11 protein-coding genes are annotated in these 12,110 nt (G+C 67.8%); all 11 read right to left on the bottom strand.

Translation table 11 applies throughout. The features are described from left to right. Positions 1 to 77: 77 nt before the first annotated feature. On the bottom strand, positions 78 to 218 hold the full coding sequence (locus QRN67_RS29020; protein WP_285414676.1) for a hypothetical protein: 141 nt from the start codon (positions 216 to 218) through the stop codon (positions 78 to 80). A gap of 89 nt (positions 219 to 307) precedes the next feature. Further along, on the bottom strand, positions 308 to 442 hold the full coding sequence (locus tag QRN67_RS29015; protein ID WP_285414675.1) for a hypothetical protein: 135 nt from the start codon (positions 440 to 442) through the stop codon (positions 308 to 310). A gap of 36 nt (positions 443 to 478) precedes the next feature. Next, positions 479 to 805: a hypothetical protein gene (locus QRN67_RS29010; protein WP_285414674.1), complete on the bottom strand. Its 327-nt coding sequence runs from the start codon at positions 803 to 805 to the stop codon at positions 479 to 481. A 2-nt stretch (positions 806 to 807) separates the two neighbouring features. Next, the gene (locus QRN67_RS29005) at positions 808 to 5,247 is read right to left on the bottom strand and encodes an RHS repeat-associated core domain-containing protein (protein WP_285414673.1); all 4,440 of its coding nucleotides are present in this window, start codon (positions 5,245 to 5,247) and stop codon (positions 808 to 810) included. Positions 5,248 to 5,273: 26 nt separating this feature from the next. After that, positions 5,274 to 5,717, bottom strand: coding sequence for a DcrB-related protein (locus QRN67_RS29000; RefSeq protein WP_285414672.1), 444 nt, complete (start codon positions 5,715 to 5,717; stop codon positions 5,274 to 5,276). A gap of 23 nt (positions 5,718 to 5,740) precedes the next feature. After that, complete coding sequence (locus QRN67_RS28995) at positions 5,741 to 6,184, bottom strand: hypothetical protein (protein WP_285414671.1); 444 nt, start codon at positions 6,182 to 6,184, stop codon at positions 5,741 to 5,743. Between the two features lie 4 nt (positions 6,185 to 6,188). Then, entirely contained in the window at positions 6,189 to 9,362 is a 3,174-nt protein-coding gene (locus tag QRN67_RS28990) for a type VI secretion system Vgr family protein (protein ID WP_285414670.1), read from the bottom strand. Positions 9,363 to 9,403: 41 nt separating this feature from the next. Next, the gene (locus QRN67_RS28985; protein ID WP_081271256.1) at positions 9,404 to 9,886 is read right to left on the bottom strand and encodes an Hcp family type VI secretion system effector; all 483 of its coding nucleotides are present in this window, start codon (positions 9,884 to 9,886) and stop codon (positions 9,404 to 9,406) included. A 222-nt stretch (positions 9,887 to 10,108) separates the two neighbouring features. Beyond that, positions 10,109 to 11,251 carry a DUF2169 family type VI secretion system accessory protein gene (locus QRN67_RS28980; RefSeq protein ID WP_285414669.1) on the bottom strand — a complete coding sequence of 381 codons (1,143 nt, stop codon included), beginning with the start codon at positions 11,249 to 11,251 and terminating at the stop codon, positions 10,109 to 10,111. A gap of 33 nt (positions 11,252 to 11,284) precedes the next feature. Beyond that, positions 11,285 to 11,593: a sulfurtransferase TusA family protein gene (locus QRN67_RS28975; RefSeq protein ID WP_285414668.1), complete on the bottom strand. Its 309-nt coding sequence runs from the start codon at positions 11,591 to 11,593 to the stop codon at positions 11,285 to 11,287. Beyond that, positions 11,590 to 12,102: a hypothetical protein gene (locus QRN67_RS28970; protein WP_285414667.1), complete on the bottom strand. Its 513-nt coding sequence runs from the start codon at positions 12,100 to 12,102 to the stop codon at positions 11,590 to 11,592. Before QRN67_RS28970 ends, QRN67_RS28975 begins: the two co-directional genes overlap by 4 nt. Positions 12,103 to 12,110: the final 8 nt, after the last annotated feature.

Here is a 12,110-nt window from a genome sequence, read left to right as displayed (position 1 = left end):
GGAAGTGCCGCATTGGGCACACCGTGGCACACGAACAATGCGTATCCGCGCAATTTGCCCGCACCCGGAACTCGCTGCTATCGAGGCATCCGCTTCTGCAGTTCCGCGCAGTCCAGTGCACGCATATCGCGGATCAGGCCCAGCTCTTCCTGCATCGGCATCACGGTCGGCCGCGTTGCCCAATATGCCAATAGTTTGCCGGGGGCAATTGCGGTCATGGTCTTACAGGCTCTCGAAGAAGCAGGCTGGCACTGTGCCATCTACTAGTCCCTTGTCGAGCATGAGTACGTACAGCCGGGGCCATCGCTCAGCGCCGCAGCATCGAGCGGTAGTAGTCCGCGAGTGCGCCGGAAGAAAGCAGAGCACCGGCGATCTTCGTCAGTACCTGCACGTCGCCCTCCTCCTTGCGGAAATGAACCGTGACGCTGGATGGAAGCAGCACCACTTGGTCAAAGGAACATTCGGTCTGACCACAGGCTCAGTCGCTGAACGCCACAAGCCCTGCGCCCTTGCTCACCGCTCCTTCAAAGATGCCGCGCATCGCGTCGAACGCCGCAAGCGCCTGGCGGTTGCCGCCGAGTTCTCCCACATTCGAAGTGAAGATTTTCAGCAGCGTTGCAACCTGTGCAGGCGTCAACAGGGAATCTTCGAAATACTTGAAGCTTGCACCGGCCTTGGTGCCCTTGTCGAACAACGCCGCAAGCGAACGGTGCGCATCGAGTTCGATGGAACCTGCCAGTTCCAGGCTGCCCGGGTCTTCGGGCATGTCCGTTGTGGAGGGGTCTGTGTAGTAGATGTCCAGCATAGTCAGTCCAGCGGGTGGAAGGTTCGAACGGTTCCGTCTTCGTTGACGGTGGCGCGATAGCGTTTGTATTGTCCGTCGTACTTCAGCCGGGACTCGAACACGGCCTTCCCCTCGTAGCTCGACTCCTTGCCGTGCTTGAGAGTCTTGCCCAGCAGCGATGAAATCTCTCCCTGGCTCATGCTGGAGTTGAACTTTGACTTGTTGGGGAACCGCGCGGGGTCGACGTGTCGGTCGTAGATGTGCTTCCAGCCCGAGGTGGCGTTGCCCTGCTCCAGCGTGAAGTTGCGGCTGCCCCTGTTGAAGCCGACCGGCCGTGCGAGCGTCTCGCCGCAGATCCAACCCAGCGGGTCGATCCATCGGATGGGGTTGGGCGAGTAGCTATGCAGGTTGTCGCCGCCCGCAAGCCCGATGGGGTCAGGGCTGATGAACCGCCCGATGTCCGGGTCATAAAACCGGAAGGTGTTGTAGTGCAGCCCCGTGTCCCTGTCCAGGTACTGGCCCTGGAAGCGCAGGTTCTGCTCGATGGCCTGGGGCACCGTGTCGGTCGATGCAACGGCGCGGCCATTCAGGGCCGTAACCTCCCACTGCTCGGTAACGGTCGCGCCCCATGTCCTGTAGTTCGCGCGCCAGCACAGCTGGCCTTCGTTGTTGCTCAGTTCTTCCGGCAGGCCGGCGGTGTCGTTGTGAAAGTGAAAGACCTGCGACGTGGTCGATGCCGATGCGGGCTCGGCCTTCGCATCGAGCCGCGCCACCGGCACGTGGCTGCCCGCCTCGTACACATAGCTCACCACCTGCGAGCCCCTGCGCTCCTCGATCAGCCGCATCCCCTCCCAGATGAACCGCGTGCTGCCGAATGCGTCGTGCTTGGCCACGCGACGCCCCATCGCGTCGTAGTCGAAGCGCGTGAGTTGCGTGGTGGCTTCGGGCGTACCCGGGCGCCGGGTGGTGTGTACGGCCACGAGGCGGCTTTCCTCGTCCCACTCGAAGCGCTGCTCTGTGTGCCTGCCCGCCCTCTTGCGCACCAGCCGGCCATGGCCGTCGTAGCTGTAGCGCTTGTCCTCGAACACGCGCACGAGGTTGTCGCGCACGTAGCCGGGCGCGCCCGACGATGGGTCGAGCAGGTTGCCCGCGGGGTCGTAGGCGAAGCGTTCGCTGTTGGCGGCAGCCGCGCCGCGCACGGTCTGCTCGATGCGTCCGGTGGCGTCGTATCTGTGCGCTGTGGTGCCCTGCAGCGAATGCCGGCTCTGCCGCAGCTCGCCCACGGGGTCGTAGCTGTATTCCTTCATCAGCCCGTCGAGCACGCGGGCGCCGGGGGTGCCGGCGCTGTCGATGGCCTGGCGCCAGCCCGGGTCTTGCGTAGTGAAGGCCGTGTCCAGCCCGCCGGCCCGGCACCACGACGCGGCGCGCCGGCCCAGCGGGTCGAGCGCGAAGCGGGTGTGCAGCGCGCCCTGGCTGCGCGCCACTTCGCGGTGCAGGTCGTCGCGCTCGATGTCGCTGATGAGCTGGTGCACCTCGGGTGCGTCGCCGTGCCGCTGCGACAGGTTGACCTGGTGCAGGTGGCCCGAGCCGTAGTACAGGTAGTTCAGCGCGCGCTGCACGCCCGGCTGCGACGCGACGGCGGGCAGCACGGTCTGCGTGCGGTTGCCGAGTTCGTCGTGCGCGTGGCGCAGGGTGTGCGTCTCGCCGGTGAGCTCGTCGATGGCGGTCTCTTCGATGAGGCGGCCGAGCTTGTCGTAGGCGAACACGGTGCGGTGCAGCGCGCGCGCTTCGCCGCCGGTGCCGGGTTGCGGCGCCTCCAGCTTGACCGCCTCGGTCAGCCGGTCGAGCTGGTCGTAGCTGTAGCGGTAGTGGTGGCTCCCGGTGCGCTTTGCGACGAGGCGGCCCACGGCGTCGCGCAGCAGTTCGGTGCGCAAGGGCCGGCTCGCGGCGGGCCGTGGCCCGGTGCCGTCGTGCAGCACGAGGTCTTCGTCGCCGATGCCCGGCACATGGGTGATGCACACCGGCCAGCCGTTGGCGTCGTATTCGACCTGCACGCGCGTGCCGCCCACGCGGCGCTCTTCCACCACGCGGTCGGCGGCATCTCGCACGAACTCGAAGTGCAGGCCGTTCTCGTTGACGAGCGACTGCAGGCGCTGGGCACTGTCGTAGTGCCATGCGATGCGGCGTCCCTCTGCGTCCTGCCGCGCCAGCGGCTGGCCGCGCAGGCCGAATGCGAACTGCGTGCTGCGGCTCAGCGCATCGGTGGCGGCCACGATGCGGCCGGCCGCGTCGCGGCGGAACGACTGGTGGCTCTGGTCGGGCAGCGACACCGACAGCAGATGCCCCATGGCGTCGTGCGTCAACCGGGTGCGCTGGCCCGCGGCGTCGGTCACACTCTGCAGGTGGCCCCAGCCGTCGTAGGCGTAGCGCGTCGTCTTGCCGGAGCAGTCGGTCAGGGAGAGCAGCTGCGCGCACTCGTTCCAGGCCATTCGGTTGGCGCCGCCCTTGGCATCGGTCACGACGATGGGCAAGCCACGCCTGTCGTAGGCGTACTCGGTGGTGCGGCCCAGCGGGTCGGTCTCGCGCACCAGGTTGCCCTGGTCGCTGTAGGCGTAGGTCCAGGTGCTGCCGTCCGGCAGGGTCTCGCGCCATGGCTCGCCGAACTCGGTCCAGCCGGTGCTCCGGGTGCGGCCCAGCGCATCGGTGCGGCTGCTCATGAAGCCCATGGGGTCGTAGGTGCAGCGCGTGGTGGCACCGCCGGGCTCGGTGATGGCGACGAGTTGGCGCAGGTCGTTGTACTCCGCATGCCACTGGCGGCCGGCCGCGTCGGTGTAGTCGGTGACCTGGTGGTCGGCGTTCCAGTGCCAGGCGAACTCGCGGCCGAGCTGGTCGACGACCAGTGTCTCGCCCAGCGCCAGTGCGTCGTCGGCGGCGGGGTGCATGCGGCGCACGGTGTAGCTCTCGCCGTCGTTGGTCCAGTGACGGGCCACGTGTGCGTCACCGGCCGAGCCGCGCCATTCGTAATGGCACTCCAGCCCCGCCGCGTCGGCGTGGAAGCTCATGAGGCCCTGGGCGTCGTAGCCGAAGCGGCGCACCACCGCGCCGTTGCGATTGGTCACGTCGAGCAGGCGGCCTTCGGCGTCGTGCCTGTAGGCCACCAGCACGCCGGGCAGCTCGCCGGGTGCACCGGCGGCCAGGCGCACCGCGGCCAGCCGGCGGCTCTCGCCAGGGTAGTCGAGTGCCAGCAGCCGTCCGGTGCTGTCGGTCAGCGCCGTGAGCCGGCCCAGCGCGTCGTGGCGCAGGTCGATGAAGTTGCCGTTGCGGTCTTCGAGCCGCGCGAGCTTCAGCGCCTGCGCGTGCGGCCCGCCTTCGGCCGGCGGCTCGAACATGAAGAACAGGCCGCCCGGCACGTGAATGAAGTAGTGGCCGCCTTCGGTACGGCACAGGTCCAGGCCGTCGCGCAGGCTGTACTGGCGGGTGCCGGGCTCGATGTCGGGCAGCACCATCGGGCGGCCCTGCTCGTCGATGAGCGTGACGATGGGCTGGCCTTCGTCATCGCTGCCCAGGCGCAGCTCCATCGCATAAGGCAGGCTCCAACCCTGCCCCAGCGCGCCGTCGCGGCGAAGGTCGTGGCTGCCGTAGAAGCGCTGCCAGGCAATGGGCAGCGGCCCGGGCAGCGTGAAGTCGAGCTCGCTCTCCCCGCCCAGGAACTTGCCGCCCGTGGCCGCATGCACCGGGTTGCCGAAGGAGCTGACCATGCCGTGGATGCCCATGCCCAGCCCTACCGCGCCTTCGATCAGGCAAGGCAGCGCGTTCGCGCCCTGGCGCGCGAGCTTGGGCAGGCAGCGCAGGCCGCGGTAGATCATGACCAGGTTGAACACGGTCACCAGCACCTTCGAGATGAGCGGCACCTCGTCGGCCACCTCGCGCACGCGCGCGGTCGGCCCGCCGATGAATACGGTGGGCGAGCCTTCGCTCACCTTGGCGCCGCATTCGGTGTGGTCGTCCTTGCGAGAGGCAACGCCCATGTTGACGAACACGGTCTCCGCGCCCTCGGCAAGAAGGATCTGCGGCGAGTCGTTCTTGCAGCTCACGGTGTCCATCGGCGTCTCCGGCGAGGCGCGCGCGGCGCCCATGGCCTTGCTGTCGATGAACACGTCCGACGATCCGCTGGTGATCATGCCGGTCACGGTGAGGGTCTCGGGCACCAGCGCATCGGCGATCGACTCGCCCAGGCTCGCGCCGAGATAGCCGCCGGCCATGCGCGCGCCCACCACCACGGCGCCCGCCACCAGCGGCCCCGCAAGCCCCCCGGTGCCGACCACGGCGGCCGCCGCCAGGCCCGCGGCAAAGCCCACCGCAATGCCGCCGATCAGCCCGCCCGCGAACTTGGCCCAGAAGCGCGCGTGCGCATTGGTGTGGGCAATGGGGTCGTGCAGCCGGGCGGCGGGTTTACCGGCCATGGGTCGTCGCGGCCTTCATGAAGGTGTCAGGCCCTGGGCTGAAAACTCTCGAGCGTGCGGCGCCAAAGCGCGAGCGCATCGGCATCGAAGGGCACGGGGCTGCTGGCCGTGAGAATGAGCACGGCCTTGCCCGCCGGGTCCTGCGGCAGCAGGAACACGGCCTGGCGCTGGTGCAGCGCCTGCCCGTTCTGCCTGAACTGCGTGGCAAGCTCGATGGCCCGCAGGCTCGCGATGGCCGGGCCCACGGCGATGTCGGTGCGCGACACCTCCTTCAGCTGGCTCACCTGGCGCGTCAGGTCGTTCATCTGCCGCGTCACGAACTGCGCCAGGCTCTCCTGCTCGCGCAGCGTGTCGCGGCTCACGATGAGCGTGGTGCCCGAGCCGTCGGGCATGGCCAGCACGTTCATCGAACGGTCGATGCGCCCGTCGTCGGGCACGTCGAACCGGCCTTCCTGGATGTGGTACTTCATCAGGCTGCTTTCTTGCGGGTGTTCTACGCGGGGTCGAAGGCCACGAAGGCCAGGCAATCGGGGTTGCGCTCGGTGAAGCCGAACGACAACCGGCCCCAGCCGAGCGTGGCCGTGTGGCTGGTCGATTCATCGAGCGAACGGCCGCGCGGCACGCCGGTGATCTCAAGCGCGGGGTAGTGCTGGCGCACTTCGGCCAAGGGCACGCAGCGGCCTTTGAGCTCCAGCACCAGGAAGCCGGGATGCGCGCCTTCGCGCTTGATGCGCAGGTCGATGCGCGCAAGCTCGGCGCCATCCGCCAGGCGCACCGGCGTGCCTTCGAAGAACTGGAACACGGTGCCGCCTTCGGCATGCGTGTCGCTCAGCGTGGTCGACAGCGTGCGGCCCACCTTCTGCATGGAGAACGGCAGCTGCGCCGCCAGCGCATCGATGGCCTGCCAGAGCGTCATGGACGTGGCTTGCGGGTTCATGGTTTCAGTGCTTCCCGGCATATTTCTTGTCGTAGGAGTTGCCGTAGTACTGCGTGTACTGCTCGCCGGTGGTCGACGTGGTGAGCGTGCCGTAGTACTTGCCGGCCGCGGCCCTGGCGGCCTCCCGGGTGCCGCCCTTCACCATGCTGTTGTAGGCATCGTTGAAGGCTTCCACGTTCGCGGGGTTCGCGCCCTTGAGGATGTCGACCTTGGCCGCGCGCCACACTTCGCGCTGCACCTGGATCTGGTTGAGCGCGGCCTCGCCCTCGGAGCCGAGCATGCTGTTGACGAACGCGGTCTTGGAAGACATGTCGGGCTTGAAGCGGTACGAATACACCGCGTGCCCGACCTCGTGCGACAGCGACGCGGCAGTCTTGTACGGGTCGCTCGCGTAGTTGCCGTCGATCACGATCTTCTTCACGGCGGGGTTGGTGTCGGCATATGTGCCTCCGCCCGCTGCGCCGTAGCCGATCTTCCAGCCCTGGCCCTGCAGGAACTTGACCTGCCGTTGCAGCGTGGGCGAGCGCGCCGCGATGGCGTCGACGCCCTTGCCGAGGCCGGTGGTGACATAGCCCGGCGGCGCGGCCGCGGGCACGGCATGCTCCGATGCCTCGGTCGACGTGGCGGCGGCCGCGGGCGCCACGGGCACGCCGTCTTCCACCACCGCTTCTTCAGGCTCGCTGCCGATCGGCGCGTCGCAGTTCAGGAAGATCTTGCTGCCGCGCTGGTCGAGCTCGCCCGTGAAGTTGACGAGGCCCTTCACGCCGTTGATGTTCACCGTGCCGTCCGCAAGCAGCACGATGGACGACTTGCCGCAGATCAGCGAGATGCTGGTCTTGCCGGTCACGAACACGTCCTGGTCGGCCGCCTGGATCACGACCGACTTGCGGCCGGTGATGTTGGCGTTGCTGTCGGTCGAGGTGATGGAGGCGTCGGTCTTCGACACCAGGTTGACGGCGCCGGCGCTGGCGTGCGAGACGATGTCGCCGCCCGACACCACGTTGACCTGCCCGCCCTCGCTCACCTGCGTGAGCATGCCGCCGGTGACCAGCTGCGTGAGCTGCGCGCCGGTGGTCAGCGTCATGGCCGAGGTGGCGCGCACCGACACGCTCTGCCCCGAGCTCACCACGATCGGCTTGGGGCTGATCATGGTCTGCCCCTCGGGGCTGACGATGGACACCACGGGCTTGTCGATCTTGCGCGAGAGGTCGAGCATCTGCTGCGCGTCGGCCATGGCCGGGTCGGGGTTGTCGGAAACGCCCGCCTCCGGGGTGCCGCCCGCGGCCAGCGCCGCCACGGCCTGCGAAACGCCGCCCGCGGCCTGCACGCCCTGCACCAGCCCCATCAGCGTCTGGTTCTTGCCTTGCGCCATCGCGCCCACCAGCGCCTTGGTGGCCGCAACGGCCTGGCCCGACGCCTGCATCAGCGCATTGCTCTGCGCCAGCGTGGCGCCCATGTGCTCGTGGCCGTCGGGGTTGTCGCGCGAGGCGCGCTGCGCGTAGTCCTGCGTGTAGGTGGTCAGCAGCAGGCCCTTGTCCGCGCGGATGGAACCCCACTCGTTGGTGCGCAGCTCGAAGCCGTAGCTGCGCTGCACGCCGCTGCCCTGGTTCATCAGGTAGCCCATGTGCAGATGGGTGTTGCCGTGGTCGGTGGAAAGCTCGATGTGCTCGGTGCCGCGGCTGTCCTCGAAGCGCAGCATGTGCTTGCCGCCGCCGCCCTTGCTCCAGTTCGTCTGGAAGCCGGTCTGGGTCTTGTGGCGCGGCAGCTCCCAGGGCGGCATCTGCGCGGCGTTGTAGACGCAGCCGGTGACGATCGGGTAGTCGGGGTCGCCGTTGAGGAAGTCGACGATCACCTCCTGCCCGATGCGCGGTATGTGCATGGCGCCGTAGTTGCTGCCGGCCCAGGTCTGCGATACGCGGATCCAGCATGAGGAGTTCTCGTCGCGCCGGCCATAGCGGTCCCAGTGGAACTGCACCTTGATGCGGCCGTATTCGTCGGTGTGGATCTCTTCGCCTGCGGGGCCGACCACCACCGCGGTCTGCGGCCCGGTGGTGCGCGGCCGGGGCGTGACGCGCTCGGGCCGGTAGGGCGCGCTGTCGGGCAGCACCTCGAAGGTCTGGCGGTAGCTGGTGCTGCTGGTTGATTCGCTGTAGGCCGCGTCCGCCGCGCCCACCACGCGCAGCGCGTTCTCCTGGAAGTCGTAGCTCACGGCCTCGATCAGGTAGCGGCGGTTGTCTTCGGCGTTGGGGTGGCGCGCCAGTTCGAACAGGTAGCCCGGCGCCATGTGGCGCAGGTTGCCTTCGGCGCTCACCAGTTCGCGGCGCCCTGCGAGCTGCTCCAGCCGCAGGCGCGCGTAGTTCTCGCCGTCGCCAAGCTCGGTGTAGCCGCCGGGCCAGTCGTAGATCTCGAAGTTGTCGCGGCTGTGGCCGGCCGGCTGCTGGCGCACGGTGTCGATCTCGGCGTTGGGCTTCCTGAAGTCGTAGTCGTCGGCCGCGAAATTGCCCGACGCGATGTCTTCCGAATGGCTCCAGCTGTCGATGAAGTCCTGCTCGAGGATCTGCGCGGCCAGCACGCCCGCGTGGTACGGCACCTTCACCGGGCCGTTGGGCAGCGGCGTGTGCGAATCAGGTCCGTCGCACAGCACCAGCTGGTGGCTGCCCTGCGCGTGCGAGAAGAAGTAGTAGATACCCTCCTGCTCCATCAGCCGGCTGACGAAGTTGAAGTCGCTCTCGGCGTACTGCACGCAGTAGTCCCAGGTGCGGTAGTTGCCGCTCAGGCGCGCGTCGATGGCAAAGCCGTAGGGCGCGAGCACCTCCTGCAATATCTGCGGCGCCGTCTTGAACTGGAAGATCTTGAAGTCGGAGCGGCGCGTGGCGTACCACAGCCACGGGCGCAGCGTGGCCTCGTACACGGACATGTCGCCGTCGTCCTTGCCCACGTAGGCAAAGCGCGTGACCTGCCCGCTCAGGAAGCGCTTGCCGGCGCCGCCAAGCTCGGTGGCAAGGTTCACCTCGATGCTCATGTCCTCGCCCAGCATGCGCTTGGGCTGGATGTTGGGCATGTCGCTGATGAGCCGCACGCGATGCTCGAACAGTGCGGAAATGCGCTCCTGTCCCGTCATCGAGCGGAACTTCAGGCGCTCGCCCAACGCGCTGTGGGCGATGAAGCTGCGGGTCATTCGTGGAAGGCTCCCTGGTCAACGCACCCGACGAAGGGAACTCAAGCTTCCTTGTTTTCCTTGATGTTCCAGCCCAGCACCGTCTCGGCGCCCTTGCCGCCCTTGTCGGTCTGTTCCCAGTACTGCTGCTTCACCTTCGCGGCCTGGAAGGCGTACTGCACGAACACGGCGTCGGAGCCCTGCTCGGCCGTGTACTGCACCGAGGTGACCAGCACTTCTTCGAGCGTGATGCGCGTGTATTCGATCTGCGAGCCGCCGGCCTTGCACACCGACACCTCGACCTTGCTCAGGTGCTTGCCGCTGGCGCAATTCTTCAGCACCGACGGTGCCGCCTTGTCGATGCGCGCGAGCACCTGCAAGTCGTTGAAGCTGGCCTTGCCGACTCCACCGCCACCGCCGCTGACCATGTTTCCGGGCTGCGTTGCGCCCCACGCAAACGACTTGATGTCGCTCCACTCCTTGTGGTTCGAATCCTTGGATTCGCCGTTCGCGCCTTCGACGCGCATGAACATGTCTACTGCCATGAGATCAACTCCCTCAGAAATTGCGTGCCCATGCAGGGCACCGTGGAACCAGCCGCCCTGCCCTTGCAGCGGGACGGCAGCGAATCACAACCGGATGACGCCAGCGCTGGTGACACAGCGACGTCGGCGCATCGAATCCGTTCGTACCTTAAGCCAGGCACCCACCGCAGGCCAGTGCCAAACGGCATGCGCAAAAAGAATTACAGGCACCGGCTGAATGACTCACAACGGGTACGGTGCGCCCGCAATGCGCTCGCACCCCACATACCGGCTCCCGATTTCCAGCAGCCTGGACGGGTTCTCGATCCGCAGTTCCATCAGCCGGATGCCTGATCGCTTGGGCACCCAGCAGCGCCACGTCAGATAGACAGACGCCAGGCCGGCGTTCATGTCCACGTGGACGCCGTCGAGGGTCATCTCCAGCGCGGCTGCGTCTCCATCTTTCCAATGCGCGGCGGCAGACAGGCGCACGCCCGGCAGCCAGACCTGGATGTGAGAGTGGCCTGGATGCATGTGCAGAAGCTGCAGTTCTTCATCGCCGCTCAGGCGCTCCTCGTGAATGAGGCCGGGCGCGGCGTATTGATAGAAGCGGTAGTCGAAGTCGTCGGGCAGCAGCGGATGCTTTGCCTGCAGCCACGCATCGTCGAAGGTGCCCGTGAACTGCTGGCGCGGCCGCCATACCGGCGGCAACGGGGAGAAGCCCTGCGGCACGTAGTCGTGGCGCCGCCAGTCGAGCACCGGGTCGGCGGGGTCTTCGATGCAGGGCGCGGGAATGTCGATATCGCCGGGGCTGTGCTCCGCGTCCACGATGCCGCATCCGATGGGGTTGTGGCGATGGACGTCGGCGGGCGCCTGCCCGTCGCCCGTACCGGGTATCTCGCCTCCGAAAGCGCCACGCCAGTCGAGCGCCACGGCCTTCACCGGCGTGGCCGGCGAGAGCACCCACTCTTTCTTCTTCCCCGGAGCTCCGTGCTTCTCGTCGCCCTCCGGCTTCGCGGCGCATTGCCAGGCTCTGGGACCGTGCACCCGCACGACTTTCTCGAGCCTGCCCAGGCGCACGCCGGCAAGCCACGAGGCAGACGCCACCCCTTGCGGTGCCCAGCTCGCCCCCAGGATGGTGACATCGGCCGCCGGCTTGAAGGGCACGATGTCGCAGGTCCGCACCAGCAGGCCACCGGCGGGATCACCCTCGTAGCGGTCGGCGAGTTCGAGTTCTTCCTGCCGCGGTGCGAGCACGAGCGGCGCATTCGCCACCACGTGGAAGCTTCCGCGCACCGCCAGCACGGCCATGTCGGTGCCGTCGCGATGGAACTGCGAAAAGGCGAGTGCGGAAAAAGGCGTGCGATTCTCGAGGTGCGGAGCCATTGTGGAGTTCAGCAGGAAGCGTCCGCGCTCCGGTCAGCAGCGCAGGATCACGAAGACCCTGGACGCGCCCTCGTCGCGCACGGCGAACAACTGCGCCGGCAACTCGGCGAGCGCGCGTGGAATGTCGATGAAGGCGGCCGGGTCGTCGGCTGCGAGTTCGAGCACCCGCCCCGGTTCGCAGCGCCGCAACGCCTTGCGCAGACGCAGCAGCGGCGTGGGGCAGCGGGTGCCGCGGGTGTCGACGAGCAGCGCATGCATTCCGCCTGCGACTTCGGACGCAGGCCCCGTGCTCGCAGGCAGGAACGCGGTGGCCGGGCTCGGGCCGGCACCGGAGGACGTCAATTCGCCTCCTCCTTCATGGTCCGGAAATCGGGCATGGCTACCACGCGCTGCAGGAGCACGGATTCGATTCCCACCATCGATGCCTTGAAGTCCACGCCCACTACGCGACCGTCCGCCAGGAAGTGAACGATGCGGCGCCTGCCGGCACGCAGGTCGACGCTGCGGCCGAAGGCTGTGTCCGCCGACAGTTTTGCTCGCGCTCCCAGCGGAGTTTCTCGCCCGGCATCGAGACCGAAGGGCAGCGGCAGCCTGGCGGCATCGATCTCGAGTTGGTGCAGCACCCAGTGCTCCGGGTCGACGGCCTGCGTTGCGAAGGCACCGCGCAGCAGCATGCGAAGGCCGCGCGACAGGCTGGCGTAGTGAGCAAGCGCATGCGAAGGCTCCGGTGGCGGGCATGCCGCCGGCGTGAACTCCGCCCAGTCGGCAAAGCCGGGCAGCCAGTCGCCGAGTCCATGGCAGCCGATGCGCTGGGCAGCCTCGGCCACCCATTCCACATCGCGCTTCCACAAGGGCACGG

It is taken from the genome of Variovorax sp. efr-133-TYG-130 (assembly GCF_030208835.1).
In the GTDB taxonomy this organism is placed as follows: Bacteria; Pseudomonadota; Gammaproteobacteria; order Burkholderiales; family Burkholderiaceae_C; genus Variovorax.
Note: the sequence above shows the minus strand (reverse complement) of the source record. Positions and strands in the feature narration are given on the sequence as shown.